This window comes from Caulobacter sp. 05L422, from assembly GCF_056397765.1.
This window is the reverse complement of sequence record NZ_JBFTOB010000024.1, coordinates 40,602-66,644: the sequence shown is the minus strand read 5'-3', so window position 1 is coordinate 66,644 and position 26,043 is coordinate 40,602. Positions and strand designations below refer to the sequence as shown.

Below are 26,043 nucleotides of genomic sequence, written 5' to 3'. Positions count from 1 at the left end.
CGATTAAGTAAACCTAGCCCATGTCCGATCTTTTCCAAGCCGCCGGCCTGACGCCCCACGCGCCGTCGCCGCTGGCCGACCGCCTGCGTCCCCAGACCCTCGAAGAGGTGGTGGGCCAGGAGCACCTGCTGGGGCCCGACGGCCCGATCGGCCGCATGGCCGCGGCCCATCGCCTGGCCTCGATGATCCTGTGGGGGCCGCCCGGCACCGGCAAGACCACCATCGCCCGCCTGCTGGCCAAGGCCGGCGGCTACGAGTTCATGCAGATTTCGGCGGTGTTCTCCGGCGTCGCCGACCTGAAGAAGGCTTTCGAGCAGGCCCGCATGCGTCGCCAGGCGGGGCAGAGCACCCTGCTGTTCGTCGACGAGATCCACCGCTTCAACCGCGCCCAGCAGGACGGCTTCCTGCCGTTCGTGGAGGAGGGGATTGTCACCCTGGTGGGGGCGACCACCGAGAACCCGTCGTTCGAGCTGAACGGCGCTCTGCTGTCGCGCTGCCAGGTCTTCGTGCTGAAACGGTTGGACGAGGAGGCGCTGGAGGCCCTGCTGGTCAAGGCCGAGACGGCCGAGAACCGCAAGCTGCCGCTGGACCCCGACGCCCGCTCGACCCTGGTCGCCATGGCCGACGGCGACGGCCGCTACCTGCTGACCCTGACCGAGACCCTGCTGGCCATCGGCACCGACACGCCGCTGAACCCGACCCAGCTGGGCCAGTTCCTGCAGAAGCGCCGCCCCGCCTACGACAAGAACCGCGAAGAGCACTACAACCTGATCTCGGCGCTGCATAAGTCGGTGCGCGGCAGCGATCCGGACGCGGCGCTCTACTGGCTGGCGCGGATGCTGGAGGGCGGCGAGGACCCGCTGTTCATCGCCCGGCGCCTGGTGCGCATGGCGTCCGAAGACATCGGCGCGGCCGACCCCTTGAGCCTGCTGCTGACCACGGCCGCCAAGGACGCCTACGACTTCCTGGGCAGCCCCGAGGGCGAGCTGGCCCTGGCCCAGGCGGTGGTCCACATGGCCAGCGCACCGAAGTCCAACGCCGTCTACAACGCCTACAAGGCCGCCCGCCGCCTGGCCAAGGAGACCGGCAGCCTGATGCCGCCGGCCCACATCCTCAACGCCCCGACCAAGCTGATGAAGACCCTTGGCTATGGCGACGGCTACGCCTACGACCACGACGTCGAGGGCGGGGTCTCGGGCCAGAACTACTTCCCGGACGGCATCGAGCGGCCGACCCTGTACGAGCCCAAGCCGGTCGGAGCCGAGGCCAAGGTCAAGGAACGGCTGGACGCCTGGAACCGCCTGCGGAGAGACGGCAAGTGAGGCTTACCCTCGCGGTCCGGGTGATCGCCGTGCTGTCGCTTTTGCTGCTGCTGGCCGGCGTCGTCCTGCTGGGACGGGCCGCCGCGACGCCCTGGCATACCGACTCCAACGCCTATTTCGCCGAACTGCGGCAGCTGCGTGGCGCGCTCTATTTCGGCGCGCCGGACGCCGAGGCCTTCAAGCAGGCCACCGCCCGGTTCGGGGCGCTGCAGGCCAAGTACGCCACCCACAAATGGCTCTATGCCGACCTCGCCTACGCCTGTTTCAGCCTTGGCGTCTGCGCGGCGATCGTCGCGGTCCTGACGGCGCGGTTCGGGGCGCGGTTGCTGCGGACCCAGAGGAACGTCCTGGTGGTCGGCGGTGTGGCGCTGCTGGCCCTGGCGACGATCCTGGCGGGGCTGGCGGCCGATCCGCTGCACCGGTTCTACCGCGAACAGCTGCCCGAATGGTCCGACGCTCTGGAAATCCCGTTGGCCGGCGCGCTGGTGGCGATGATCCCGATCGCAACGGTCACCCTGCTGCTGGCCTTGCCGCCGCTGATCTTCCGCCGCCGGAGCGCCGGGCCGCTGCTGGTGTTCACCCGACCGCCGCACTGGCCCTCGATCGCGGCCAACGCGGTCTACGCCCTGCCGCTGGCCTTCGCGGTGTTCCTGCTGACCAGCGTCGCCTCGCGCGGCGGTTGGGCGCTGGCGCCGGCCGGACTGATGCTGCTGTGGCTGTTCCTGAATGGCCGGGCGTTGTGGATCGCGCCGAAGGAACGCGTATAGGAAGAGTTGTTTATGGTTTGTTCTCGTTTTACGGTCGTGTATCCTGATCTCGGGACAGCGCTCGGAGGGCAGGCGAATGACGCAGGATCCGGTTCAGCGGCAAGCCGATGTGCAGGCGCGGTTGAAGCTCTTCACGGCCAACCTGACCACCTATGCCTACGCGATCATGGGCGCCTCTTTCATCGAGGCTTACGTCAAGGGCGCCGGGTTCAAGACCGCCAGCTACGTGTCCATAGGGCTCGCGCTCGTCTTCCATACCCTCGCGTGGTACATTGCGCCTCGTGGAGACAAGGCATGACGCCGCTTGAAGCCATAATCTACATCTTGGGGCCCATCGGGATCGGCGTCGGGCTCTACGGTCTTGTCCTCAAGCGTGAACTCAACGATCTCCAAGCCCGGCGTCGCGAAAGCCATCCCCCTGAGTAACAAGTCTTCGGCCAAGAGCGCCCGTTTCCGTACGCCGCCCGGCGTCGCCAAGCCCAAGGCTTCCGACACGCCGGTCGTCCTGACCCCCGAAGAGATCGAGTTCACCAAGTCGCTGGTCATCCACGAGGACGACAGCGTCTTCGTGCTGAACAAGCCCGCCGGCCTGTCCAGCCAGGGCGGACGCATCCAGGCCCATACGCTGGACGACCTGCTGTGGGCCCTGGCGCGACGGGACCGGCCGCGGCCGCGCCTGATCCACCGGTTGGACCGCGACACCTCGGGCGTGATCCTGACCGCCCGCACCAAGCCGGCGGCGACCTTCCTGGGCAAGGCCTTGATGGGCAAGCGCTTCCGCAAGACCTATCTGGCCATCGTCACGCCGGGCGCGCCCGAGCCGCGCGGCGGCCAGATCGACAGCCCCCTGCGCCGGGAGTCGATCGGGCGCGAGGCCTATATGCGGGTCTGCGCGGCCGACCACCCCGACGCCGAGACCGCCCGCAGCCGCTATCGCACCCTGGCCTCGACCGAGGGCGCTGCCCTGGTCGAGCTCTCCCCCGACACCGGCCGCATGCACCAGCTGCGGGTCCACATGGCCTCGATCGGACGGCCGATCGCCGGCGACAGCCGCTATGGCGGGGCGCTGATGCTGGGCGGAGCGCCCGTGCCGCGCCTGATGCTGCACGCGGCCAATCTGGTCTTCCCCCATCCCGATGGCGGCGAGCGCCGGATCGGCGCGCCGATTCCGGACGACATGCTCACGGTTCTGGCTAAGCTGGGCCTTGAGGTTCCGCAACAGGCCAAACCGGAACAGGGACGCCAGGAAACTCGTTAAGCCTGGCAGGAGATTTCCCCATGAAACGCCTGATCATACTCGCCTTTTCCGCCGCCATGCTGACCGCCTGCACCACGGCGCCGACGCTCTATGCGCCGCAGACCGCGGCGCGCGGGGCCGGTTACTCGGAATATCGCCTGGAAGACGGCCGATATCGCGTCACGTTCCAGGGCAATCCCGGCGCGCCGATCAACCAGGTTTCGGACTATGTCCTGCTGCGCTCGGCCGAGCTGGCCCTGCGCGACGGCTACGACTGGTTCCGGGTCGCCGACCGCGTGACACAGCAGACCGGCTCGAACAGCGGCTCGACCCTGTCGATCGGCGGCGGCACCAGCAGCTACGACTATGGCCGGCACGGCGGCGGCAGTTCGGTCGGTCTCGGCGTCGGGACGAGCTTCAACCTCGGGCCCAAACCGGCCGTGAGCAGCTCGATGGAAGTGGTGTTCGGCAAGGGCCAGCCGCCTCGCGGCGCCGACGTCTATGACGCCCGCGCCATCGTCCGCACGGTCGGCGAGGGCCGCGCGGCGGTCTAGCCGACCGCCTTTTTAGCCGTCGAGCTGATCGGGTGGGCAGCGCGCAGCGCCGCGTGGGTCAGGCCCGCGGTCTCGGCGGCGGCGAAGTAGCCTTCCGCGGGAAGGCCTTGCAGGGCGACCATCGGGGCCAGGCCCTTGGCGTCGCGCCCGAAGGCCATGATGTCGGCGGCGATCTTCTCGGCCGGACCCATCAGGTCGCTGGCGTCCAGGGTCAGGCCTTGCAGGCGGGCGTCGCGCAGCACGCGCAGCGCTTCCTTCTCGGGCGGCACGCGGGCGATCACGCCGCGCGTCAGGGCCTTGAGCAGGCCGACCACTTCCAGCAGACGACCGGCGGGCGTGCCGCGCGTGACGTCGACCAGCTCCATCATGATGCCGCCGCGCAGCAGCGCCAGCGACAGGCCCGAGGTGCCGGTCAGCATGTCGCGACCGCGCTGGGTGCCCAGGGTTCGGAACGAGGCCGGCACGATCAGGTCGGGCCGGTCGTGGCCCTGCGAGGAGCGGGCGAAGACGGCGGCGTATTTCAGGGCCGCTTCGTCGATGAAGGCGGCGTCGCGGTCGGGCAGACGCGAGACAGCGCGGGCGCTGATCTGCTTGCCCGAGCCCAGGTGGGTGACCACCGGCTCGATGCGCACCGCCGTGGCGACGTTGCGCTTGAGGCTGATCACGTGCTCGAGCGTGAAGTCGACGCGCAGGGCCGCGCCGCCGGCGGTGGTGAAGGCCACCGGCGTACGCCGGGTCTCTTCCAGCGGATCGATGTCGAAGCGGATGGGCGAGCGGGTCGAGTCGCGGCGGGCCCGGGCGGCCAGCACCACGGCCGCGTCGACCGGACGGCAGACGACGCCGCCGGCCTCGACGCCGATCACGGACCGCACGCCCAGGTCGCCAGGCTCGGCCGCGCCCAGCAGATGGGTCAGCACGTCTTCGAGGATGCGCACGCTGGTGGCCTGGGCGGCGAGGCCCTGGTCGTTGTTCATGGCGATCAGGAAGTCTTCCTCGCCGATCCGGGCGCGCAGGTCGCTGCGGTCCAGGTGTTCGGCCAGCTTGCGCTCGACATAGGTCCAGACGTCGACGCGCTTCTTGTCCCACCAGTCGCCGGCCCAGCGGCGGATGGCCCTGACGCTGATGATGTTGACCGAACCGCGCGCGATCAGCTCGGACCCCGCCAGCCTTTGGAGCACGGGTCCGCTGAGAGCCAGATGCTCATTGCGGTCGTCGCTATGGCTCGAATCGAAGGGCATGTTGGCCTTGGCGCGGGAGGAGCCCATAGGATGCCTTTTACAGCCTTAACGCTCGGTGCAGGAACACGGTTTGCAAACTAGGTTACCGCAAGGTGTCTAAACGTCGAAATGCACGTTTCCCGGGCCTTTTGGAGCCCTTGATCAGTCGAATATCGGCTCTGGGTCGGGAATATTGTAAACAACCGGCACTATGCAGCCCCTGTAACCTTCGGCGGGAGGCTTCGGGCGAGCGGTCCACAGCATGCTCAGGGCCGCCTGGCCGAAGGCGGCGCTGGGCTGCGAGTCGATCACCTGGATGTTGCCGACCTGGCCCCACGGCGCGACGTCGAAGCTCAGAAGGGCCCAGCCCGCCACCTTCCGGGCGGCGTAGGCGCGGGGATAGTTCTTGAACGCCGGCAGGTTCAGCTGCGCCTGGGTCACGGGACAGTCGTTCGCTGGGGTCTCGCCTTCAGGGAGCTTGGCGACGGTCTTCGGGCGCGGCGGGGCTGGGGTTTCGCGGGGCTCGGCGGCGAAGGTCACATAGCAGGCCTGCACCGGTCTGCCCGGCTGGTAGCGGCTTCCGGCGACAGCCGCGGCGGCTCCGTCGGCCAGGGCCGGATCGCCGCCCTGGCTGTCGACCCGGACGTTGCGCGGCGTTCCGTCCGCATCGATGTCGTAGACCACGCCCGCCCAGGCCGGGTTCCGATCGCGGCCGTTGAAGCGGCGCAGGTCCGGATAGGCGATGGTCTTGGGCAGGCGGCGCGGCGCCGCCCCGCAGTTGCCGGCCTTGGAGATGGCTTCGCGAACCGCGGGCGGGGTGTTGCGGCGGTCGAAGGCGATGATCTCGAACAGGGTGGTGCGGCTGGCCTGTTCGATCGGCGCGCGGTGCGTGGGGATAGACACCCGGCAGCCGGAGAGGGGCGCGCCGGCCTCGAACCGCCAGCCGGCCAGGGCGGCGATCACAGTGTCGGGATCCGCGAAGCCGGGGCTCGTGGTGAGGCGGCGGATATTGAGCGGTTGGCCCTCGGCGTTGACGGAGAATGTCAGCACCTCGTCGGGCGAGTCCTTCGCCGCCACCGGCGGCGCGTCGGCGGTGACCACGATCGGTTCGCTGTAGGCCGCCCCGACCCGGGGATGCAGCGCCGCCGCTTCGATCACCCGCAATGACTGGCCGCCGACGCAGGTCGCCTCGCGGGGCAGCGGGTCGAAGACCGTCACCTCGAACCCCTTGGGCGAGGGGGGCGGGGGGATCGTGGCGTAGGCGGGAGAACCGATCAGCAGGCTCAGGGCGATCACGCGCGGCAGCGACATGGGATTCTCTCGACGACGTGCAAATGATGCTACCTATGGTTACACCATGTGACAATCGCCCACGCGCCGTCCAAGCCGCTTCGGCGTTCGGTTTCGCGACGCGGCTTCAGGCGTGGCTTGGCGTTCGCGGCCGCCCGGCGCATAAGGGCGCGATGACCAAACTTCTCCTCGTAGCCGTCGGAGGCGCCGTTGGCTCCGTCGCCCGCTATCTGGTGGGTGTTCAGGCCCTGCGCCTGTTCGGATCGAACTGGCCCTACGGCACCTTCATCGTCAACCTGACGGGCGGACTGCTGATGGGCCTTCTGGCCGCCTGGCTGGCCCTGCGGGGCGGCGCGCAACAAGAACACTGGCGAGTCCTGCTCGGTGTCGGCGTCATGGGCGGCTTCACCACCTTTTCGGCCTTTTCGCTGGAGACCGCGCTGATGATCGAGAAGCGCGCCTACGCCCAGGCCTTTACCTATACGACCGCCAGCGTGATCCTGTCCGTGGCGGCCCTTTTCGCGGGCCTCTTGATCGCCCGCAGGATCTTCGCGGCATGAAAGAAGTTCGTACCCTCTATGTGGACAATGGCGAGGACGGCGTCCGGGTGGACCGCTGGTTCAAGCGCCGCTGGCCGCACCTGAACCACATCCAGCTCAACAAGCTGTTCCGCTCAGGCCAGGTCCGGGTCGACGGCTCTCGGGTCAAGGCCGACACCAAGCTGGCGGCCGGCTCGCAGGTGCGCGTGCCGCCGCTGCCCGACGCGCCCGATCCGGACGCCAAGCAGGAACTGTCCAAGCGCGACATCGCCTTCGCCAAGTCGCTGGTGCTGTACGAGGACGAGGAAGTCCTGGCGCTGAACAAGCCCGCCGGCCTGGCCGTGCAGGGCGGCACCAAGACCACCCACCACATCGACAAGCTGCTCAGCGCCTGGGGCGAGGGCGTCAACCGGCCCAAGCTGGTCCACCGCCTGGACCGCGACACCTCCGGCGTGCTGCTGCTTGGCAAGACCCCGGCCGCCGCCGCGCGTCTGTCGGGCTCGTTCGCCAAGCGCAAGGCGCAGAAGACCTATTGGGCGATCGTCCAGGGCAATCCTCACCCGACCGAGGGCGTGATCGAGCTGCATCTCGCCAAGCGCGGCGTCGGCGACCGCGAGCTGGTCGTGCCGGCCGAACCCAAGGACCAGGACGCCCAGCCGGCCGAGACCGAGTTCGTCTCGATCAGCCGCGCCGGTCCGCGCGTCACCTGGATGGCGCTACGCCCGCACACCGGCCGCACGCACCAACTGCGCGCCCACATGAAGGCCATCGGCCACCCGATCCTGGGCGATCCGAAGTACAGCGACGAGAAGTCGACCCAGCTGTCGGAAGGCCTGAAGCTGCAACTGCACGCCCGCTCGGTGATGTTGCCGCACCCCTCGGTCGGCATGCTGTTCATCGAGGCGCCGATCAGCCCCGAGCTGAAGGCCGGCTTCGCCAAGTTCGGCTTCTCGGAAGACGAGGCCGATCAGGACCCGTTCGCCCGCCGGCAGACCAAGCGCCGCTAGCGCTTGAGCGCGCCTTTTGGCTGTGAAAAGCTCATTCCTCAACCTTGAGGGATGGGTTTCATGGCTTTCGTCAGCTTCACGCGTCCGGACGACTCGCCGGTCTCGATCAATACGGTCGAGGTCCTCAGCTTCGCGCCCGTCCCCACGGAGGGCCCCTTGATGGGCCCGCTGAAGGCCGGCACGCGGATCGCCTTCAAGAACGGCAAGCACCAGGACGTCAAGGAGCTGGTCGAGGCGGTCGAGCGCAAGCTGAACGCGGCGGGGTAGGGGCGGCCAAGCCTTGTGCGATCCGCGCGCGCTGATATGGTCTGACCTCTGGTCTTGATTGGTCAGATCATAATTCGGCCGACATGCCCCCTAGCTGATCAGGCCTGGGCTGATCAGGCCCAGGAGGAAGCGTGCGGACCCATCCCATTCTGACCCGAGGCGCCTGGAGCCTCGTCCTGGCCCTGGCCGTCGCTCCGGCGGCGTTCGCGTGCGACACGCCGGTCAGCGTCTGCGCGACGGGCAAATCGACGAGCTTGGCGCTGATCCGGGGCGGACAGCCCGTGTCGGTCTATGTGGACCCCACGGCCGACCCGGCGGTGCGGCATGCGGCGGAGGGCCTGCGGGCCGACCTCGGCAAGGTCGGCGGCGGCGAGGCGGCCAAGCTTTCCAATCTGTCCAAGGCCAACGGTCCCACGGTGATCATCGGCGTGCTCGGCTCGAGCCCGGCCATCGACGCCCTGGTCAAGAGCGGCAAGCTGAAGGTCGAGGATCTCGCGGGCCAGTGGGAAGGCTTCCGGCAGGTGGTGGTCGAGCGCCCGGCGCCCGGCGTCCCGCGCGCCCTGGTCATCGTCGGCGCCGACCGGCGAGGCGCGGTCTACGGGGCCTACGACCTGTCCGAACGGATCGGCGTCTCGCCCTGGTCGTGGTGGGCCGACGTGCCAGTCGCCAGGAAGAAGGACCTGTTCCTGACCGCCGGCGCCCGGGCCGACCATCCCCGGGTGAAGTATCGCGGCTTCTTCATCAACGACGAGGACCCGGCGTTCAGCGGCTGGGCCAAGGCCAAGTTCGGCGGCATCAACGCCGACCTCTACGCCCATGTCTTCGAGCTGACCCTGCGCCTGAAGGGCAACTACCTGTGGCCGGCCATGTGGGCGCCCAAGGCGTTCAACGACGACGATCCGCGCAACAAGGTGCTGGCCGACGAGATGGGCGTGGTCATGGGCAGCTCGCACCACGAGCCGATGACCCGGGCCCAGGCCGAGTGGCATCGCAACACCGACAAGGGGGTCACCGGCGGGCGTTGGGACTACACGACCAACGGCGACAACCTGCGAACCTTCTGGCGCGGCGGCATCGAGCGGATGATGTCGAAGGGCGACGGCACGCCCTACGAGAGCCTGGTGACCGTGGGCATGCGCGGCGACGGCGACGAGGCGATGGCCGAGGGAACGGCCACCCAGCTGCTGGAAAAGGTGGTGGCCGACCAGCGCAAGATCATCGCCGAGGTGACCGGCAAGCCGCCCGAGAAGACGCCCCAGGTCTGGGCGCTCTACAAGGAGGTGCAGGACTATTACGACCACGGCATGCGGGTGCCCGACGACGTGACCCTGCTGTTCGCCGACGACAACTGGGGCCAGATCCGGCGCCTGCCCGTGGCGGCCTCGCTGGGCGGCCACGACCCCATCGATCGGGCCGGCGGCTACGGCGTCTACTACCACTTCGACTATGTGGGCGGGCCGCGGAACTACAAGTGGATCAACACCAACCAGGTGGTCAAGATCTGGCAGCAGATGGACCTGGCCTACGAGCGCGGGGCGCGGAACCTGTGGATCGTCAATGTCGGCGACATCAAGCCGCTGGAATACCCGCTCGACTTCTTCATGCACATGGCCTGGAACCCCGAGGCGATGACGCCCCAGGCCCTGGAGGCCTATCCGCGGCAATGGGCCGGCGAGACCTTCGGCGCGGCGCTGGGTCCGGACATCGGCGAGGTCATGGCGACCTACGGCGTCTACGCCTCGCGGCGCAAACCCGAGCTGATCGACCAGGACACCTTCCCGCTGGGCGAAGGCATGGGCCCGGTGCTGGACGGCGGTGAGTTCGGAGCGATGATCGAGGACTGGCGCGCGCTGGTCGCCAAGGTCGAGGCGATCAAGACCCGGCTGCGCCCCGACCAGCAGGAGGCCTATTTCCAGCTGGTGGAATATCCGGTGCTGGCGTTCTCCAACCTCTACGAGATGTACTACGCCACCGCCTGGAACCGGCGCCTGGCCTCCAAGAACGACGCCCGCGCCAACTACTTCGCCAGCCAGGTGGAGGCGACGTTCAAGCGCGACGCCGATCTGACGGCGGAATACCACAGCCGCAACGGCGGCAAGTGGGCCGGGATGATGAACCAGGTCCACATGAGCTACGTGATCTGGAACGACCCCAGCCAGCAGACCATGCCCAGCGTCATGCGGGTGTCGGCCGACACCCCGCCCGAGCGCCTGAAGGCCGAGATCAAGTTCGCGCCGCCCAGCCGGGGCGATCCCAAGGTCGTCGTCCTCGAAGCCGCGAAGTTCGACCGCGCGGTCGGCGGCAAGGGCCTGGCCTGGACGGTGCTGTCCGATCTGGGCCAGGGCGACGCGGTGGTGGCACTGCCGCAGGGCCGCCCCTCGACCGCGACCGGCGACGGCGTGCGGCTGGAGTACGGCGTCTCGGTCGCCAAGGCCGGTCCCGTGCGGATCGGGCTGCGCCTGGCCCCCACCCTGGACACGACGGGCGGCAAGGGGATGCGGATCGGCGTCTCCATCGACGACGGGCCCGTCCAGGTGGTGATGGCCAGCCTGCTCCCGACCGCCGGCGCGGCCGCGACCCCGGCCCAGGTCGCCTGGGTGGCCGCGGTCAAGGACAACGCCCATACGGTGGAGGCCCGCTTCGACGGCGTCGCCGCCGGCCGGCGCGTGGTCAAGGTCTGGCGCCTGGACGACAACGTGGTGCTGGAGAAGGTGATCGTCGACGAGCGCTGACGGTCCAGTTGACCTGGACGCGAGATCGCGCACCTTGCGGTCATGATCCGCACCATCGTCCTATGGGCGCTCGTCCTGGCCGTCGGCGCCTTCGTGCTGGAGTGGCTGCAATACCAGTACCTGGTGCGCGTCTTCTCGCGCGACCTCTATGTCGCCTGCATCGCCACGGCTTTCGCCCTGGGGGGCGTGTGGCTGGGAACGAGACTGGTTTCGCGCGGCCAGGCCGGACCTTTCGAGCCCAATCTCGCCGCCCGAAAGGCGCTGGGGCTGACGGGCCAGGAGATGAAGGTGCTGGAGCAGCTCGCGGCGGGACGGTCGAACAAGGAGATCGCCCGGACCCTGGGCCTGTCGCCCAACACGGTGAAGAGCCACGTGGCCAACCTGTTCGCCAAGCTCGAGGTCGCTCGCCGCACCCAGGCGGTGGGCAAGGCGAGGGACCTGCACCTCATTCCGTGACCGGCCAGATTCCCTCCCGGACGGGCGGCGCCGACGAAATCACCCTTTTGGGTGATATCGCTGGAGACGGTTCGCGCACCATGCTGGCCTCATCGAACGCGTGGAGGAGCAGCGCCATGATGCGCATCATTCTGACCTACGGCCTGGTCTCGGGACTGGTCGTCATCGCCGGCATCATCGGCACGATCCTGGCCGCCAACGGCAGCCCGCCCCATTCCAATGTGTGGCTGGGCTATCTGATCATGCTGATCGGCCTGTCCGCGATCCTGGTGGGGGTCAAGCGGCATCGCGACCGCGCCCTGGGCGGCGTGATCAAGTTCCATCAGGCCTTCCTGATGGGCCTGGGAATCGCCCTGGCGGCGTCGCTGGCCTACGTCCTGGTCTGGGAGGTCTATATGGCCGCCACCCACTACACGTTCATGGATCGGTACATCGCCGCCACCCTGGAGGCCAAGCGCGCCGCGGGCCTCAGCGGAGCGGCCTACGACAAGGTGGCCGCCGAGCTGGAGACCATGCGCCGGCAATACGCCAATCCGCTGGTGCGCATGCCGATGACCTTCGCCGAAATCTTCCCCGTCGGCCTGCTGGTCGCCCTGGTCAGCGCGGCCTTGCTGCGTAATCCGCGGTTCCTGCCGGCGCGTCCGCCTCGGTCGGCGTCCTAGCCTCAGACCAGTCCGGTCACCGCCTTGGCGTCCGCGCTGTCTGGGAACACCTTGCTCTCCAGGGCCGCGCGGTCGACGCCCATGTGTTCGGCCAGCACGCCCTTGAACAGGCCGCGCATATCGAGGGTGGGGCGCACGTCGCGGTTCTCGAACAGGGCCTCCTGCTTCAGGGTGGGCCAGTCGCCGATGATCCCGCCCTTCTTCAGGCCGCCGCCCAGCACCAGGGCGGTCGAGCCGGTGCCGTGGTCCGTGCCGCCGGTGCCGTTGACCCGGGCGGTGCGGCCAAACTCGGTGGCCGCCACCACCACGGTGTTGCTCCACTCCTCGCCCAGACCTGTGTTCAGCCCGTCGAGCACCGCGTCCAGGTAGGACAGGCGGGTGTTAAGCTGGCCGACCTGGCCGGCGTGGGTGTCCCAGCCGTCCAGCGAGATGGCGGCGATGCGCGGTCCGCCCTCCTGGACCATGAAGCCGGCAAGGGTCGAACCCAGCTTGCGGGCGGCTTCCCGCGCTTGACGCTGGCCGGCGATGGCCTGGGCGTTCTGGGTGGGCGCCGATCCCATGGCCGGCGGCGCCATGACCTGCGGCGTCGCGGCCGAGGTGTTCACGGCGTTCTGCCACATCGCCTTGCCGGCCGTTTGGGGCGCCATCGCCGTCGCGTCCGTCGAGACGGGGACGGGAGCGGGGTTGAGCGCGGTCATCGCCTGCTGGGCCATGGCCTCGGTCTCCAGGCCGCGCGCGAAGGCCCGGCCCATCATCGGGTCGGCCTTGTAGAGATCCTGCAGCAGGGTGGGCAGGCGGGCGGTCTCGTCGACGCCCTTGCCCGGCGACCAGCTGGCGGCCTGGACCTTGCCGCGCAGGATCAGCGGAGCGGTGGCGCCCACCGACAGGCCCTCGATTTTCGACGGTCCCATCGCCTCGAGCGTGCGGTTCAGCCAACCGGTGTTGACGCCGTAGACCTCGGCGGCGCCGGTCTCCAGCACGTCCTGGGCCTCGAAGTGCGAGCGGGCGCGGTCGGGACTGGCGATGGCCGGCGCGATGCGGGCCTGGCCCTTCAGCGCCAGGGCGTGCACCGACTCCAGGGCCGGGTGCAGGCCGAAGGTTCCGTCCAGCTTCAGCGCCTGGTCCGGCGACACGGCCACCGCGCCGCGCAGGGCCGCGTAGTCGGGATCGCCGACCGGCGGGCTGACGGTCAGGCCGTCCATGCCGCCCCGGCAGATGACCACCACCATCTTGCGCCTCGCCATCGCCCCGTCGGCGGCGGCGAAGGCCGAGCCGCCCAGGAAGCTGACCGAGACGCCCAGGCCGGCGGCCTGCAGCAGGAGCGAGCGGCGGGAAACTTGAGCGTTCATCGGCGTTGGAACTCCGGACTCATCAACAACAGGGCCATGGCCTCGCGGCGGGTCTCGGCCCGGGCCACGGCCTTGGCGACCGGCGGGGTCAGGCGCGCCCCGAGGGCGGACTGGGCGAAGGTGTTGGGGTCGAGGCGGTCGGCGGCGACGGCGGCGAAGCCCTCGCTGAACCTCAGGCGCTTGATCAGGGCGTCGGGCGCGCACCAGGTCTGGGCCTCGTCGGCCCAGCCTTTGGGGGAGGGGGGCGAGAACGGCTTCTGGCCCAGGCCCGTCAGCACCGGCGCCAGCTTGCCGATCCCCGACGGTTCGGCGCCCACGGCTCGCCAGGTCGAGATCGCGAACTCGTAGGGCGTCTTGAACTTGGCGGGGGCGGGGTCCCAGGCCTCCGGCGCGGCGATCAGGGCGCGGGCCATCTCGTCCAGCCGTCCGCCGCTGTCCAGATAGGTCTTCTGCAGCCTGGCCACGAGCGCTGGCGGCGGCTCGTCGCTGACGAAATGAGCGGCCAGCTTGGTCGAGACGTGGCGGGCGGTGTGCGGGCTGGCGGCCAGGTCGCGCATCACCGCCAGGGCCTGGGCCTGGCCTTGCTCCGGATAATGCCTGCCCATCACGGTCCGCGCGCCCGGCTCATGGGCGTTGTCGCGGAACAGGAACTGGTGCGGGGTGGGGTCCTGCGGCCGGCCGACGCTGAAGCCGGTCATGGCCCGGGCGAACTCGGTGACGTCGGCCTGGCTGTAGCCGGCGTCTACCCCGACCGTGTGCAGCTCCATGATCTCGCGGGCCAGGTTCTCGTTCAGCCCGCCGGCCTTCTTGGCGTTCTTGCGCTGGTACTGGGAAGCCCGGCTGTTCGGGCCCACGGACTGGGCCTGGTCCAGATACAGCAGCATGGCGGGATGGGTGGACGAGGCCACCAGCAGGTCCTCGAAGCGGCCGAACACGTGCGGGCGGATCGCTTCCTGCTCGAACGGCCCCGCCACCGAGGTCACGGCCAGGTTGGTGGACGAGACGGTGAAGTGGTTGGCCCAGAACAGCGCCCAGCGCTCGCGGAACGCCGCGTCGGTGTTGGCGCCCAGTCGGGCCCGGGCCAGGAAGTCGTCGCCGGCCTGCTCGCGCAACTCCTTCTGAAGGTCGCGAACCGGCGGCGCCTTGGGGTCGCCCATGGCTTTCGCGTCGCGCTTCTCCATCTGGTAGGCGCTGACCTCGGCCAGGCGCTGGGCCGAGCCTTCGCCGCCTTGCGGCTGGTCGGCGCCCTCTGGACGGATCTGCGCCGTCAGGAAGCCGCGCGGGTCGCTCTTCGCCGCATCGATCTCGCCGGGACGGGCGCCCAGGCCGAAACGGGTTGCGGCGATGGCCGCCATCATGTCGTTGGAGGGTAGGCTCACGCGGTTGCTCTCCCTTGCGTCGCCGTCTCTTGCCTTGGGCGCGTTGTTTGATCATTCAACGGCCTGAAACCGATGTTTTGATGTCTGAACTGAAAAGAAGTTCCGCCTTGGTCGACAAGCCCGATCTGCTGCAACGTCCCCGCCGCTTCTACAAGGCCGCCACGGCGGCTCCGGTGGAGGGCGGCTTCGCCGTGCTGCTGGACGGCCGCACGCCCAAGTCGCCGGCCAAGTCGCCCCTGGTCCTGCCGACCCTGGTCCTGGCCCAATTGGTCGCGGCCGAGTGGGACGCCCAGGTCGATCTCATCGATACAACGGCCATGCCCGCCACCCGCCTGGCCTTCACCGCCATCGACCGCATCCGCGAAACCCGGGCTGAGGTGGCCGCCGAGGTCGCGGCCTACGCCGGTTCGGACCTCCTCTGCTACTGGGCCGACCATCCCACGCCGCTGGTCGAACGCCAGAAGCGCGACTGGGGCGGCATGCTGGACTGGGCCAAGGCCGAGCTGGACCTGCACCTGAAGCCCGCCGCCGGCGTGATCCACACGCCGCAATCGCCGGCCGCCCTGGCCTCGGTCGAGGCCCTGGCCTTGACCATGGACGACTTCACCCTGGCCGGCGTCGCCTACGCGGCGGGCCTGTTCGGCTCGACCGTCCTGGGCCTGGCGTTGCGCGCGGGCAAGGTCACCGGCCGCAAGGCGCTGGACCTGTCGCGGCTGGAGGAGATCTTCCAGGCCGAGACCTGGGGGCAGGACGCCGAAGCGGTCGCCCGCGCCGAGGCCCTGGCGATCGAGGCCCAGGTTCTGGAGCGCTGGTTCGCGGCGTTGCGCCGCTAAGCCCCTTCAGAACGTTCAAGCACTTAGCCGAACGCCGCTCGTTGCTGCACTGCCGCAGGGTACGGCTTGCCACGGAAAGCTCGCGCCATTACGGCTCGGCTCATAAGGTGGGAAAACCGCCCAGGTGAGAGAGCAGGGGAGCGTCCGCGTGCAGCATATTCTCGAGGAACTCGATCGTCGTCGCGAGCAAGCCCGGGCCGGCGGCGGCGAGAAGCGGGTGGCCGCCCAGCACGCCAAGGGCAAGCTGACCGCGCGCGAGCGGATTGACCTGTTGCTCGACGAAGACAGCTTCGAAGAGTTCGACATGTTCGTCGAGCATCGCGGCACCGAGTTCGGCATGGCCGACCAGAAGATCTCCGGCGACGGCGTGGTCACCGGCTGGGGCACGATCAACGGCAAGGTCGTCTACGTCTTCTCCAAGGACTTCACGGTGTTCGGCGGCAGCCTGTCGGGCGCCCACGCGGCCAAGATCGTCAAGGTCCAGCGCCAGGCCATGAAGGTCGGCGCGCCGATCATCGGCCTGTTCGACGCGGGCGGGGCGCGCATCCAGGAAGGCGTCGACAGCCTGGCCGGATACGCCGACATCTTCCTCGAGAACGTCATGGCCTCGGGCGTCGTGCCGCAGATCAGCGTGATCATGGGCCCCTGCGCCGGCGGCGACGTCTATTCGCCGGCCATGACCGACTTCATCTTCATGGTGAAGGACACGAGCTACATGTTCGTGACCGGTCCGGACGTGGTGAAGACCGTCACCAACGAGGTGGTCACCGCCGAGGAGCTGGGCGGGGCCCGGGTCCACGCCAGCAAGTCCGGCGTGGCCGAGGGCGCGTTCGAGAACGACCTGGAAGCCCTGACGCAGGTGCGCCGCCTGATCGACTTCCTGCCCTCGTCCAACCGCGAGACCGCGCCGGAACGCGAAAGCTTCGACGAGGCCTACCGCGCCGAGCCCAGCCTCGACAGCCTGATCCCCAGCGATCCGGGCAAGCCGTACGACATGAAGGAACTGATCCTGAAGATCGTCGACGAGGCGGATTTCTTCGAGATCTCAAGCGAGTGGGCCAAGAACATCGTCTGCGGCTTTGCCCGCATGGACGGCGAGAGCGTGGGCATCGTCGCCAACCAGCCCCAGGTTCTGGCCGGCGTCCTGGACATCGACAGCAGCCGCAAGGCCGCCCGCTTCGTGCGGTTCTGCGACGCCTTCAACATCCCGATCATCACTCTGGTCGACGTCCCGGGCTTCATGCCGGGCACCAAGCAGGAGTACGGCGGCCTGATCAAGCACGGCGCCAAGCTGCTGTTCGCCTACGCAGAGGCCACCGTGCCGAAGATCACCCTGATCACCCGCAAGGCCTATGGCGGGGCCTATGACGTGATGAGCTCCAAGCACCTGCGTGGCGACTTCAACTATGCCTGGCCCACAGCCGAGATCGCGGTCATGGGCGCCAAGGGCGCGGTCGAGATCATCTTCCGCCAGGAGGCCAAGGACCCGCAGGCCCTGGCCGCCCGCGAAGCCGAGTACAAGGACCGCTTCGCCAACCCGTTCGTGGCGGCCTCGCGCGGCTATATCGACGACGTCATCATGCCCCATGGCACCCGCAAGCGCATCGTCAGGGCGCTGAAGAGCCTGAAGGGCAAGGAGTTGTCGAACCCCTGGAAGAAGCACGACAACATCCCGCTGTAGGGCCGCCTAGAGCGCCCCTCGCGCGTGCAGGTAATCGGTGGCCACCCGCAGCGTGACCCCTTCTCGCTGTTGAACGGCGAGAGGGTGGTCAGTGTCGTGAAACCGGATCAACGGGCGCTGGCCGTTGTCCTGAGGCAGCACGTCGCAAGCCAGGCTCAGGGTGTCAGGATAGCCGTCGAGCCGGTTCGCGAACCATCCGAACATCGCGCCGAGCTTCGATTGGTCCGTGTCGTCGAACGTGTCGAAATAGCGCCGGAAACTCTCGGCGCTCAGGGTGCTCCAGACCCCGAACTCGAAGACTTCAGTGTCGGAGTCGACGACGGGAATCTGCAGCACGCAGCGGACGAAATAGTGCTCGTCGCGAAAGCTGCAGAAATCACCGCTCAGGCGAAAGTCCTCATCGCGTTCCTTCTCGCTGGCGGCTGCCCACAGGTCAGGCGCGCGACAGGCCCAGACAGGGAGGTTCTCGTGAGCGGCGCCGCACTGGCTGCAGACATACGACATTGCGGCTGGGAATCCTGAGCGGCATAGAGCTATCGCTGTCTAGTAGACGACGTCCGCCTGGGCCAGCAGAGGCTTGAGCGTCTGCGCCTGGGCGGCGTCGCCCACGCGCTTGACGCTGATCACCCCGTCCATGGTCTTCACGCTCACCACGCCGTCGGCGCCCGGCGCGACGCGCAGGGCGCGCAGCAGTTGCGGGCCTTCGCCCCAGTCCAGGCGGACCTCCAGCATCAGCGAGCCTTGCTCGCTCCAGCCGGCGAAGACGTAGCTGAGGGTCATCGGCGGCAGGTCGATCGGGCCGCGCTCGACGTCCAGGGCGTTGGTCGTGCGGCTGCCGTAGAACCACGACAGGTTGACGCTCATCATCGCCGTCTGAGCCTCGACCCAATTGGCCTGGGCGGCGTTCTGCGGCAGGCAGGCGGCGGCCCAGCGGGTGGGCGACTTGCCCTTGGGCTTGTCGTCCTGGCGCGGGGCGCACCAGACCAGGCCCGTCGCGCCGGCTCCGGCCATCGGCACGCCGTAGACCGGCTGGCCGGCCGGCAGGGCCTTGTCGAAGAACCAGCCCTTGCCGCGCACCTCCTGCTTGAGCACGCCGGTGACGCCGTGCCGCACGCCGACCGTGAAGAACGGCTGGCCCTTGGCGATGTCGCCGCCGACGACCGCCGGCGCGGCGCCGGCCGAGACCAGCGGCTTCAGCGACAGCTCGGCCGCGGGCGGGGCGAGGGCGCGGTTGACCTTGGGCTCCGGCGGGGCGGACAGGTCGGCCAGGCCCGAGAGCACCGGCTGGAGCAGGGGCGTGGGCGGCAGTCGGCCTTCGACCTTGTAGCGCAGCGCGCCAGGCGCGGCGCCGGCCGAGGTCGTGACCTTCAGCGGACCCAGGTCGAAGGCCCCGCCGCCGAGCGGCGCGCTGGCTCCGCCCGCGCAGTAGGAGCCCGCCACGAACCAGCGATTGTCGCCGCCGGCCTGCAGGGCCCGGGCGAAGCGCGCGGGCTTGGCGGTCCCGTCACCGTCGCACCACTTGTAGCCCAGCAGCAGGGTGGGGCGTTCGTCAGGCTTGGCTTCGCGCCAGGTCGCCTTGTTGACCAGGGTGCGCGGCGAGTTGACGACGTTGAAGCCGGCGGCCGCGAAATAGTAGTCCGACATCCCGGCCCAGCCCTGGTCGAACACGCCGGCGCCCTTGGTGTCGGTCAGGCACTCGAACGAGCCGCGGCGGTTCCAGGTGGTGTTGGCCCGCAGGTCGCACCAGACGACCAGATTGGCCGGTCCGGCGACCTCGACGCGGGCCAGGGCCGTGCCGGCCGGGATCGAGCGGAAGCGGCCCTGGACCAGACTGGTCAAGACGCGGGCCTGATCGACGCGCAGGACGTGCTGGGCGATCACCCCGTCCTTGGAGACCTCGCCCTCCACGGCGACGGGCGCCGTGTCGGTCAGGGACATCGGCATCCGCGCGTTCTCGCCCGCCGCGCCGTACGAATAGACGGCGGGCGGCGCCCCGTAGATCAGCGGCTGGTAGTAGGTGCCGGCGACCGCGCCCCCCGCGCTGGTCAGCGACACCAGACCGGCGATCGCCCAGGACGATCGCCGGTCAAGGATCCAGGCCATGATCGACCTAGGACGCGGCCGGAGCCGAAGCCGCCGCCGGGGCGGTGGCGGCCGGGGCGGACGTCGGCGTCGGGCTGGTCGCCGGGGCGGGGGGAGCGGCCGGCGTCGCGGCCGGGGTGGCGGCTTGAGGCGCCGGAGCCGCGGCGGCCGAGGCCGAAGTCGTCGGAGCCATTTGGGCGGGCTGGGCCTTGGAGCCGTGGACGTAACCCTCGGCGAACTGCCCGCCGGTGGTTTCCAGCGCGTACATGTAGGCGCCCTGGCACTGGCCGGTGGAGCCGTTGACGTAGGACGCCGGCCGCATCTTGTCGCCCAGGCCCGACAGGGCCGGGAAGACGGCACGGTAGGGCTCCAGGGTCATTTCCGGGCCGATGTTGTTGGTCGCCGAGGCCGGGTCGAACGAACCGGCATAGACCACGTCGCCGGCCGCGACCTCGAACGAGGGCGCGCCCAGGCACAGGCTGACCGTGAACAGGCCGGCGCTCATGTGGGCGATCTTCCAACGGCCGGGCGGCACGGCGAACACCAGGGTCGTGCCCTGGGCGCCGCCGGCGGTGGCGGTGGCCTTGACCGGCTGGGCGGCCAGGAAGCTGCCCGGACGGCCGTCGGCCCAGGCCGGGGTCTTGGCGTCGGGGCCCTGGCGCTGGAAGGTGACCGAGAAGGCGCCCGTGCCCTGGACGTTGACGACGATCAGCGCCGAGTCGGCCGGGATCTCGCCCAGCTGCTCGGCCTTGAGGGGCGCGGGCGGACGGGCGCTCTTGGCCAGCTTGGGAGCCGGCGCGGCCTTTTCCTTGGTCGGCTTGTCGCTTTCGGGCGGATCGCCCATGGCCTCGACGCTCAGCGCCGACTTGATGGTGTTGCGGGCGGGCGAGAACATGCCGGCGGTCTGGTTGCTGGCGGCGTCGTTGGCGAACACCCGCACGATCGTGCCTTCGGGCTCGGCGGCGCCGATCAGCGGCGTCATCCGGGCGACCTTGGCGGCGGTTTCCAGCTTGCTGGCGGCCTCGCCGGTCAGAGGATCCAGCGCCACGACGCGCCACCCCTTCACGACCATGCAGTTCTCGACGTTCACCGGCCGGGCCTTGGCGTCGGCGACGGCCTGGGCGATGGCCTTGGCGATCGCCACCCCGATGGCGCCGGCCAGGCCGGGCGCGTAGACGGGGGCGCTGGTGTCGGGCTGGTGCAGGCGGCCGGCCTTGACCTTGCAGTCGCGGACGTCGGCGTCGTGGACGGCGACCTGGGCGCCGGGCTTGTTGAAATAGGTGTAGCCGTCCGAGGACTTGGCCAGGTCGGTCGCGCAGACCGGCGTCGCCGCCGCGGCCATGGCCACGGCGAGATAAAACTTACGCATGGATCGTATTCCCCCCAAAGAAACGGGCTCAGATTGCACTGGTCTGTGACAAGTGCAACCTTGAGTCGGATCTGAGCTGGGGATGAACCGCTGGGCGCTACTTCACGTCCATCGTCACGCTGAGCGTGCCGTCCGGATTTCCCGGCGACTTCGGCGCGCCGCCGAACGCGCCGGCATAGGCCGGAGCCAGCAGGCCCTGGAACGCGGCGGCGGGGACGGTGACCTCGTAGTCGCCCTCGGAATAGGGACCGACCACATAGGGATCGATCAGCGCCGTCAGTCCGCCGATCTTGCCCGGGATGGCCGAGGGGGCGAGGACCAGGACGGTCTGGCTCCACTTGGGACACGAGAACATGTCGTTGAGCGGCGTGGCGCCCTCGCGGTGGGTCTTGGCCTGGGCGACCGCGTTGCAGATCGCCTTGTCCAGCACGGTCATCTCGGCGCCCTCCCGGAACAGCGCCTTGGGCTGGATTTCGCGGTTGGCCGCCGTGTCCCACAGCAGGGACGCGCCGCCGTGGTTGGGGTGGGCGCCGCCGGTGTCCTCGAACCACAGGGCGCGCAAGGACACCAGGGGCGCGGCGTCGGCGGCCAGGAACCACTGGCCCTGGCGATTGTAGGGTCGCCAGGGGAACTGGCCGGTCGAGGCCTTGTGATCCGCCGCGGCCTTGGCGGCGAAAGTCCGCAGGCCCGCCACCTCGCGGTCGTAGAGCAGGGTGTGCAGGGCGGGATAGTTGGCGATCTCGGCGGGCAGGCGCAGGGCGACCTTGGCCGCGGTGTCGGTCTGGTCGAAGGCCAGGGGGCGCGCCATCGGGGCCGGGGCGGCGGCGACCGGCGCCGTCGACGCGGCGGGGGTCTCGACCGGCGGCGGGGCGGGCTTGCGGTCGCAGGCGGCCAGGGCGACGACCAGGCCGAGAGCGGCGATGGGGAAGGGTTTCATGGACATCACTCCTGAACGCCGCCCCCGCCAGCTGGCTCCACCCTGCCTTGTGTCGTCAGACCCGTCCATGGGGCGGTTTCCGGGCTTCGCCTGGTCGCCATTTGCCTCGAACGCGGCTAGATCGGAGGCGGGCTGAACGGGGACGGGCGATGAAGCATCAGGGATTGTGGCTGCTGCTGGCGGCGAGCGCGGTGGTGCTGGGCGCCTGTTCGACGACCGCGCCGCCCGCGTCGCTGACGTCCCAGAAGGCCGCGCCGGCCCCGGACGGCCTGAAGTGGAACTATTTCGGCACGCCCGAGAACGAGAAGCGCCTGGCCTACGGCCTACCCGACAGCGACGTGGTGGGCGTCATCTTCTCGTGCCGCCGCAAGGCGCCCGCCGTGGGCTTCCACACGAGCCTGATCAAGGGCAAGCCCGGGGCCGGAACGGTGCGGTTCCAGTCCGGCAAGGCCCAGGGCCGCTACGCCGCCCAGCTGACGCCGTCCGAGATCGCCGACGGCCTGGACGCGGTCGGCAAGATCCCGTTGGCCGACGCCGTCCTGGCCGCCTTCGAGAAGACCGGCCTGATCAGCCAGGTCGAGGACAAGGCCTATCCGCAGGACGCCCGCACGGCGGCCGAGCGGGCCGACATCAAGCGCTTCTTCGGCTTCTGCCGGGGCTGACCGGCGCCTGTCCGCCCCCGGGGCGTCCGGACGAGGACCTTTCGGTTGACGCCCCCGGGGGGCGCCGTTCAAATGCGCTCGCCCGCGTCGGGGTGGAAGTACGGTCGCGACCCACGAGATGGACGACCACGCCGCCTTTTTCCAGAGAATCGAGACCCTGCGCGCCGGGGTGGATCGGCGGCTGGCCGAACTGGCCCCGCCGTTGGGCTCGGCGCCCGACCGGCTGGTCGAGGCGGTTCGCTATTCGCTGCTGGCTCCCGGAAAACGCTTCCGCCCGATGGTGACCTTGCTGGCCGCCGCGGAGTTCGGCGCGCCCGAGGGGGCGGCGCTGGACGTGGGCTGCGCGTTCGAGATGATCCACGCCGCCTCGCTGATCCTGGACGACCTGCCGGCGATGGACGACGCGGGCTTGCGACGCGGTCTACCGACCATCCACCGCGCCTTCGACGAGGCCACGGCGATCCTGGCCGGGGTCGGGCTGCTGAACCAGGCCTATGCGGTGATCGCCGCCGACGCCGGGCTGCCGGCCCCGCTGCGCGCCGAGCTGGCCGGCCGCGCGGCCCAGGCCGTGGGCTTCTCGGGCCTGATCGCCGGCCAGGCCCGCGACCTGTTCGACCGCGACCAACTGCGGGACCCGGCCGCGCTGGACCGCCTCAATCACGAGAAGACCGGGGTGCTGATCGTCGCCGCCGCCCAGGGCGGGGCGATGGTCGCCGGCGCCCCCGAGGCGGCGGTCGAGGCGATGGGTGTCTTCGCCCGTCACATCGGCCTGGCCTTCCAGATCCGTGACGACCTGATCGACGTCCAGGGCTCGGCCGAGGCGGCCGGCAAGGACGTCGGCAAGGACGCGGCCATGGCCACGGTGGTCTCCACCCTGGGCCCGACCGGGGCCCGCGAGGTCATGGAGGAGCACCTGGCCAAGGCGTCCAGCGCCCTGGCACGGGTGGGCTGCGGCGGCCTGCTGGGCCGCTACGTCGGCGACCTGTTCGCCCGGCGCAAGGCGGCGGCGTGACCGTCGAGCCCGTTTCGTCGGACCCCATCGTCGCCGCGCCCGCCCTGACCGTGAGCGGCGCCGTCCACGCCTATGGCGGCAAGCCCGCGTTGCGCGGCGTCGACCTGGTGCTGCGTCCCGGCGAGATCTATGCGCTGCTGGGCCCCAACGGGGCGGGCAAGACCACCCTGATCCGCGCCATCTGCGGCCGCATCCGGCCTGACCAGGGCGAGGTCCTGGTCAAGGGGCTGGACCCCACCCGCGTGGCGGGGGCGCGGTCCGGCCTGGGCCTGGTTCCCCAGGAGATCGCCCTCTATCCGAACCTGACGGTGGCCGAGAACATCCAGACCTTCGCCGCCCTGGCCGACGTGCCGCGCGCCGGCCTGGCGGCCGCCGTCCGGCGCGCCCTGGAACTGACCCGCACGGCCGACCGAGCCGATGTGCCGATCAAGCATCTGTCGGGCGGCTACAAGCGCCGGGCCAACATCGCCGCGGCCATCGTCCACGAGCCCAGCCTGCTGATCCTGGACGAGCCGACCGTCGGGGTGGATCTGGACGCCCGCGAGGCCGTGGACGCGGTTATCCGGGGCCTGCGCGACCTGGGCGTGGCGGTGCTGATGACGACCCACGATCTCGACCAGGCCGACGCCCTGGCCGACCGCGTCGGCTTCCTGCGCGACGGCCAGATGGTGCTGGAAGGCGCGCCCCAGGCCCTGATCGCCGAGGCGTTCGGCGAGCGGATGGAGGTCCAGGTCCACTTGGCCGAGGCGCTCGCCGCCGCCGGCGAAAGCGCCCTGCTCGCCGAGGGCCTGGAGCGCACGGGGCGCTCGACGGTCTGGACGCGGCTGGACACCGACGGCTACGCGGCGGCGGGAAGGCTGGACAAGCGGCTGCGCGAGGCGGGGCTGACGCCGCGCGAGATCCGGGTGCGCGAACCGTCCCTGGCCATTCTGTTCACCCTGGTGGCCGACCGGAAGCTGGCGGCGTGATGCAGCCCCTGTGGAAGATCGCCGCCATGGTGCGGGTGATGGCGCTGGACCTTTGGCGCGATCGCGGCGCCTTGCTGATGACGTTCCTGCTGCCGCCGCTGGTGTTCCTAATCTTCTCGTCGGTGTTCGCCGGGACGACGGGCGACGACATCCAGTTGAAGTTGGCGGTGGCCGACACGGCCCGCACGGCGGACTCCGGCCGGCTGGCGGCGGCGCTGGTTCGCTCGCCCGAGGTCCGCGCCGAGATGACGCCGACGGCCGAAGAGGTGCGGCGGCGGGTCAAGACGGGACAGGCCGACGCCGGCCTGGTGATCCGGGCCGATCCGGCCTCGGCCGACAAACCGTTCCTGATCGTCGCCGACCCCAGCCGCGCCGTCGCCGCGCCCCTGGCCCAGGCCCGGGTGCAGCAGGTGCTGGCCAATGCGCTGCCGGACGTCACCCTGCGCCGCACGGTGACCCAGCTGGAGCCCGCCCTGGGCGGCTTCACCGACGAGCAGATCGAGAACGCCGACAGCGCCGCGGCCCTGATGCGCGAGACCAAGACCCACGACGACGGCGGCTTCTTCGAGCGCGAGGCGGTCAAGGACGCCAAGGTCGGCGGCGGGGTGATCGCCTACTACGCCGGAGCGGTGATGATCCTGTTCGCCCTGTTCTCGGCCATGCAGGGCGCGCTGGGCCTGATGGACGAGCAGAGCTCGGGCGTGGCCGATCGCCTGCTGGCCGGCACGGCGGGCATGGGCCCGGTGGTCAGCGGCAAGTTCCTGTTCCTGGTCGGGCAGGGGGCGGTCCAGGCCCTGCTGATCTTCGCCACCGCCCAGGTCGTCTACGGCGTGGCGGTGGTCCAGCACGCGATGCTGTGGCTGCCGACCACCCTGGCGGCGTCGGCCTGCGCGGCCGGCGTGGCGCTGGGGCTGGTCTCGCTGTGCCGCACGCGCGAGCAGGCCCAGATGCTGTCGACCTTCGTCATCCTGGTCCTGGCGGCCATCGGCGGCAGCATGGTGCCGCGCTTCCTGATGCCGCCTTGGCTGCAGGCGGCTGGGTGGTTCACGCCGCACGCCTGGACCATCGACGCCTACCAGGCGATCCTCTGGCGCGACGCCGGGATCGGCGGGGTGTATAAGGCCTGGTGCGTGCTGACCGTCGTCGGGCTGTTCGGCCTGGTGGTCGCGCATACTTTGGCGCGCCGGCTTAGGCGGTAGTCGGAAAGACGATGGCGACCCTCGGTCTTCACCTGGCCCTGTTCCTGGCGGCCCTGGCCTTCATGGAAGGCTTCGCCTGGGTCATGCATCGCTATGTGATGCACGGCTGGGGATGGGTCTGGCATCGCTCGCATCACGAGCCGCGCACCGGCCGGTTCGAGCTGAACGACCTGTTCGCGGTGGTGTTCGCCGCGCCGGCCATCGTGGCGATCTATTTCGGGGTGCACGGCGTGCCCTGGCTGCTGCCGATCGGCCTGGGCGTCACGGCTTATGGCGCGATCTATTTCGTGTTCCACGACGGCATGGTGCACCAGCGGTTCAAGGTTCCGCTGGGCCGGTCGCGCTACTGGAAGCAATTGATCCAGGCGCACCGGATCCACCACGCGGTGCACACCAAGGACGGCTGCGTGTCGTTCGGCTTCCTGCTGGCCCGGCCGATACGGGAGCTGAAGGCGAAGCTTAGGGAACGAGGGTTGGACGCCTAGGCGGCTCACGCACTTGCCCCACCTGACCGCTTCGCGG

The 26,043-nt window shown here is 69.9% G+C and carries 26 protein-coding genes; 18 read left to right on the top strand and 8 right to left on the bottom strand.

Features of this window, described 5'->3' with window-relative positions; translation table 11 throughout:
- Positions 1 to 20: 20 nt before the first annotated feature.
- The 5 genes from AC1DMQ_RS21065 to AC1DMQ_RS21045 all read left to right on the top strand — a co-directional run bounded on the left by AC1DMQ_RS21065 (position 21) and on the right by AC1DMQ_RS21045 (position 3,880).
- The gene (locus AC1DMQ_RS21065; RefSeq protein WP_477035506.1) at positions 21 to 1,322 is read left to right on the top strand and encodes a replication-associated recombination protein A; all 1,302 of its coding nucleotides are present in this window, start codon (positions 21 to 23) and stop codon (positions 1,320 to 1,322) included.
- Positions 1,319 to 2,089: a hypothetical protein gene (locus AC1DMQ_RS21060; RefSeq protein ID WP_477035505.1), complete on the top strand. Its 771-nt coding sequence runs from the start codon at positions 1,319 to 1,321 to the stop codon at positions 2,087 to 2,089. Before AC1DMQ_RS21065 ends, AC1DMQ_RS21060 begins: the two co-directional genes overlap by 4 nt.
- A gap of 76 nt (positions 2,090 to 2,165) precedes the next feature.
- Positions 2,166 to 2,387, top strand: a complete 222-nt coding sequence (locus AC1DMQ_RS21055; protein WP_477035504.1) for a hypothetical protein — start codon at positions 2,166 to 2,168, stop codon at positions 2,385 to 2,387.
- Between the two features lie 120 nt (positions 2,388 to 2,507).
- Positions 2,508 to 3,347, top strand: a complete 840-nt coding sequence (locus AC1DMQ_RS21050) for an RluA family pseudouridine synthase (protein ID WP_477035542.1) — start codon at positions 2,508 to 2,510, stop codon at positions 3,345 to 3,347.
- Positions 3,348 to 3,367: 20 nt separating this feature from the next.
- On the top strand, positions 3,368 to 3,880 hold the full coding sequence (locus tag AC1DMQ_RS21045; protein ID WP_477035503.1) for a CC0125/CC1285 family lipoprotein: 513 nt from the start codon (positions 3,368 to 3,370) through the stop codon (positions 3,878 to 3,880).
- Here AC1DMQ_RS21045 and AC1DMQ_RS21040 read toward each other — a convergent pair.
- Positions 3,877 to 5,118, bottom strand: coding sequence for a hypothetical protein (locus tag AC1DMQ_RS21040; RefSeq protein ID WP_477035502.1), 1,242 nt, complete (start codon positions 5,116 to 5,118; stop codon positions 3,877 to 3,879). The genes AC1DMQ_RS21045 and AC1DMQ_RS21040 overlap by 4 nt on opposite strands.
- Before the next feature lie 141 nt (positions 5,119 to 5,259).
- A complete protein-coding gene (locus AC1DMQ_RS21035; RefSeq protein ID WP_477035501.1) occupies positions 5,260 to 6,408 on the bottom strand; it encodes an energy transducer TonB in 1,149 nt (382 codons plus the stop codon).
- A gap of 152 nt (positions 6,409 to 6,560) precedes the next feature.
- Here AC1DMQ_RS21035 and crcB point away from each other — a divergent pair, with 152 nt between their 5' ends.
- From crcB to AC1DMQ_RS21005, 6 genes are all read left to right on the top strand, one after another.
- Positions 6,561 to 6,947, top strand: coding sequence for a fluoride efflux transporter CrcB (gene crcB, locus AC1DMQ_RS21030; RefSeq protein ID WP_477035500.1), 387 nt, complete (start codon positions 6,561 to 6,563; stop codon positions 6,945 to 6,947).
- Complete coding sequence (locus AC1DMQ_RS21025; protein WP_477035499.1) at positions 6,944 to 7,933, top strand: RluA family pseudouridine synthase; 990 nt, start codon at positions 6,944 to 6,946, stop codon at positions 7,931 to 7,933. The genes crcB and AC1DMQ_RS21025 overlap by 4 nt, the downstream gene beginning before the upstream one ends.
- 60 nt (positions 7,934 to 7,993) lie before the next feature.
- Positions 7,994 to 8,200, top strand: coding sequence for a hypothetical protein (locus AC1DMQ_RS21020; protein ID WP_477035498.1), 207 nt, complete (start codon positions 7,994 to 7,996; stop codon positions 8,198 to 8,200).
- Positions 8,201 to 8,331: 131 nt separating this feature from the next.
- Entirely contained in the window at positions 8,332 to 10,932 is a 2,601-nt protein-coding gene (locus AC1DMQ_RS21015) for a glycosyl hydrolase 115 family protein (protein WP_477035497.1), read from the top strand.
- 42 nt (positions 10,933 to 10,974) lie between these two features.
- Complete coding sequence (locus AC1DMQ_RS21010) at positions 10,975 to 11,388, top strand: helix-turn-helix transcriptional regulator (RefSeq protein WP_477035496.1); 414 nt, start codon at positions 10,975 to 10,977, stop codon at positions 11,386 to 11,388.
- A 116-nt stretch (positions 11,389 to 11,504) separates the two neighbouring features.
- Positions 11,505 to 12,050 (top strand): DUF4199 domain-containing protein, encoded by a 546-nt coding sequence (locus AC1DMQ_RS21005; protein WP_477035495.1) that lies wholly within the window; start codon positions 11,505 to 11,507, stop codon positions 12,048 to 12,050.
- Between the two features lie 2 nt (positions 12,051 to 12,052).
- On the opposite strand, the gene AC1DMQ_RS21000 is transcribed toward AC1DMQ_RS21005, so the two are convergent.
- Together AC1DMQ_RS21000 and AC1DMQ_RS20995 are read right to left on the bottom strand one after the other, a co-directional pair.
- A complete protein-coding gene (locus AC1DMQ_RS21000; protein ID WP_477035494.1) occupies positions 12,053 to 13,399 on the bottom strand; it encodes a DUF1501 domain-containing protein in 1,347 nt (448 codons plus the stop codon).
- The gene (locus tag AC1DMQ_RS20995) at positions 13,396 to 14,778 is read right to left on the bottom strand and encodes a DUF1800 domain-containing protein (RefSeq protein WP_477035493.1); all 1,383 of its coding nucleotides are present in this window, start codon (positions 14,776 to 14,778) and stop codon (positions 13,396 to 13,398) included. Before AC1DMQ_RS20995 ends, AC1DMQ_RS21000 begins: the two co-directional genes overlap by 4 nt.
- A gap of 107 nt (positions 14,779 to 14,885) precedes the next feature.
- On the opposite strand from AC1DMQ_RS20995, the gene AC1DMQ_RS20990 reads away from it, so the two are divergent.
- On the top strand, positions 14,886 to 15,611 hold the full coding sequence (locus tag AC1DMQ_RS20990; protein WP_477035492.1) for an ATP12 family chaperone protein: 726 nt from the start codon (positions 14,886 to 14,888) through the stop codon (positions 15,609 to 15,611).
- A 148-nt stretch (positions 15,612 to 15,759) separates the two neighbouring features.
- On the top strand, positions 15,760 to 17,292 hold the full coding sequence (locus AC1DMQ_RS20985) for an acyl-CoA carboxylase subunit beta (protein ID WP_477035491.1): 1,533 nt from the start codon (positions 15,760 to 15,762) through the stop codon (positions 17,290 to 17,292).
- Positions 17,293 to 17,298: 6 nt separating this feature from the next.
- On the opposite strand, the gene AC1DMQ_RS20980 is transcribed toward AC1DMQ_RS20985, so the two are convergent.
- From AC1DMQ_RS20980 to AC1DMQ_RS20965, 4 genes are all read right to left on the bottom strand, one after another.
- Positions 17,299 to 17,796 carry a DUF2199 domain-containing protein gene (locus AC1DMQ_RS20980; RefSeq protein ID WP_477035490.1) on the bottom strand — a complete coding sequence of 166 codons (498 nt, stop codon included), beginning with the start codon at positions 17,794 to 17,796 and terminating at the stop codon, positions 17,299 to 17,301.
- 39 nt (positions 17,797 to 17,835) lie between these two features.
- Complete coding sequence (locus AC1DMQ_RS20975; protein WP_477035489.1) at positions 17,836 to 19,395, bottom strand: hypothetical protein; 1,560 nt, start codon at positions 19,393 to 19,395, stop codon at positions 17,836 to 17,838.
- 7 nt (positions 19,396 to 19,402) lie between these two features.
- Complete coding sequence (locus AC1DMQ_RS20970) at positions 19,403 to 20,743, bottom strand: hypothetical protein (RefSeq protein ID WP_477035488.1); 1,341 nt, start codon at positions 20,741 to 20,743, stop codon at positions 19,403 to 19,405.
- A 97-nt stretch (positions 20,744 to 20,840) separates the two neighbouring features.
- Positions 20,841 to 21,680 (bottom strand): RsiV family protein, encoded by an 840-nt coding sequence (locus tag AC1DMQ_RS20965; RefSeq protein ID WP_477035487.1) that lies wholly within the window; start codon positions 21,678 to 21,680, stop codon positions 20,841 to 20,843.
- A gap of 149 nt (positions 21,681 to 21,829) precedes the next feature.
- On the opposite strand from AC1DMQ_RS20965, the gene AC1DMQ_RS20960 reads away from it, so the two are divergent.
- From AC1DMQ_RS20960 to AC1DMQ_RS20940, 5 genes are all read left to right on the top strand, one after another.
- On the top strand, positions 21,830 to 22,342 hold the full coding sequence (locus AC1DMQ_RS20960; protein ID WP_477035486.1) for a hypothetical protein: 513 nt from the start codon (positions 21,830 to 21,832) through the stop codon (positions 22,340 to 22,342).
- A 118-nt stretch (positions 22,343 to 22,460) separates the two neighbouring features.
- Positions 22,461 to 23,354, top strand: coding sequence for a polyprenyl synthetase family protein (locus AC1DMQ_RS20955; RefSeq protein WP_477035485.1), 894 nt, complete (start codon positions 22,461 to 22,463; stop codon positions 23,352 to 23,354).
- Positions 23,351 to 24,322 carry an ABC transporter ATP-binding protein gene (locus tag AC1DMQ_RS20950; protein ID WP_477035484.1) on the top strand — a complete coding sequence of 324 codons (972 nt, stop codon included), beginning with the start codon at positions 23,351 to 23,353 and terminating at the stop codon, positions 24,320 to 24,322. The genes AC1DMQ_RS20955 and AC1DMQ_RS20950 overlap by 4 nt, the downstream gene beginning before the upstream one ends.
- Positions 24,322 to 25,521, top strand: coding sequence for an ABC transporter permease (locus AC1DMQ_RS20945; RefSeq protein WP_477035541.1), 1,200 nt, complete (start codon positions 24,322 to 24,324; stop codon positions 25,519 to 25,521). Before AC1DMQ_RS20950 ends, AC1DMQ_RS20945 begins: the two co-directional genes overlap by 1 nt.
- An 11-nt stretch (positions 25,522 to 25,532) precedes the next feature.
- Positions 25,533 to 26,006 carry a sterol desaturase family protein gene (locus AC1DMQ_RS20940; RefSeq protein ID WP_477035483.1) on the top strand — a complete coding sequence of 158 codons (474 nt, stop codon included), beginning with the start codon at positions 25,533 to 25,535 and terminating at the stop codon, positions 26,004 to 26,006.
- Positions 26,007 to 26,043: the final 37 nt, after the last annotated feature.

What these genes read in the sequence shown, in the direction of transcription:
- AC1DMQ_RS21065 (WP_477035506.1), top strand. Translation starts at nt 21, where the DNA reads ATGTCCGATCTTTTCCAAGCCGCCGGCCTGACGCCCCACGCGCCGTCG.
- AC1DMQ_RS21055 (WP_477035504.1), top strand. Translation starts at nt 2,166, where the DNA reads ATGACGCAGGATCCGGTTCAGCGGCAAGCCGATGTGCAGGCGCGGTTG.
- AC1DMQ_RS21045 (WP_477035503.1), top strand. Translation starts at nt 3,368, where the DNA reads ATGAAACGCCTGATCATACTCGCCTTTTCCGCCGCCATGCTGACCGCC.
- AC1DMQ_RS21040 (WP_477035502.1), bottom strand. Translation starts at nt 5,118, where the DNA reads ATGCCCTTCGATTCGAGCCATAGCGACGACCGCAATGAGCATCTGGCT.
- AC1DMQ_RS21035 (WP_477035501.1), bottom strand. Translation starts at nt 6,408, where the DNA reads ATGTCGCTGCCGCGCGTGATCGCCCTGAGCCTGCTGATCGGTTCTCCC.
- crcB (WP_477035500.1), top strand. Translation starts at nt 6,561, where the DNA reads ATGACCAAACTTCTCCTCGTAGCCGTCGGAGGCGCCGTTGGCTCCGTC.
- AC1DMQ_RS21025 (WP_477035499.1), top strand. Translation starts at nt 6,944, where the DNA reads ATGAAAGAAGTTCGTACCCTCTATGTGGACAATGGCGAGGACGGCGTC.
- AC1DMQ_RS21020 (WP_477035498.1), top strand. Translation starts at nt 7,994, where the DNA reads ATGGCTTTCGTCAGCTTCACGCGTCCGGACGACTCGCCGGTCTCGATC.
- AC1DMQ_RS21010 (WP_477035496.1), top strand. Translation starts at nt 10,975, where the DNA reads ATGATCCGCACCATCGTCCTATGGGCGCTCGTCCTGGCCGTCGGCGCC.
- AC1DMQ_RS21005 (WP_477035495.1), top strand. Translation starts at nt 11,505, where the DNA reads ATGATGCGCATCATTCTGACCTACGGCCTGGTCTCGGGACTGGTCGTC.
- AC1DMQ_RS21000 (WP_477035494.1), bottom strand. Translation starts at nt 13,399, where the DNA reads ATGAACGCTCAAGTTTCCCGCCGCTCGCTCCTGCTGCAGGCCGCCGGC.
- AC1DMQ_RS20980 (WP_477035490.1), bottom strand. Translation starts at nt 17,796, where the DNA reads ATGTCGTATGTCTGCAGCCAGTGCGGCGCCGCTCACGAGAACCTCCCT.
- AC1DMQ_RS20975 (WP_477035489.1), bottom strand. Translation starts at nt 19,395, where the DNA reads ATGGCCTGGATCCTTGACCGGCGATCGTCCTGGGCGATCGCCGGTCTG.
- AC1DMQ_RS20970 (WP_477035488.1), bottom strand. Translation starts at nt 20,743, where the DNA reads ATGCGTAAGTTTTATCTCGCCGTGGCCATGGCCGCGGCGGCGACGCCG.
- AC1DMQ_RS20965 (WP_477035487.1), bottom strand. Translation starts at nt 21,680, where the DNA reads ATGAAACCCTTCCCCATCGCCGCTCTCGGCCTGGTCGTCGCCCTGGCC.
- AC1DMQ_RS20960 (WP_477035486.1), top strand. Translation starts at nt 21,830, where the DNA reads ATGAAGCATCAGGGATTGTGGCTGCTGCTGGCGGCGAGCGCGGTGGTG.
- AC1DMQ_RS20955 (WP_477035485.1), top strand. Translation starts at nt 22,461, where the DNA reads ATGGACGACCACGCCGCCTTTTTCCAGAGAATCGAGACCCTGCGCGCC.
- AC1DMQ_RS20945 (WP_477035541.1), top strand. Translation starts at nt 24,322, where the DNA reads ATGCAGCCCCTGTGGAAGATCGCCGCCATGGTGCGGGTGATGGCGCTG.
- AC1DMQ_RS20940 (WP_477035483.1), top strand. Translation starts at nt 25,533, where the DNA reads ATGGCGACCCTCGGTCTTCACCTGGCCCTGTTCCTGGCGGCCCTGGCC.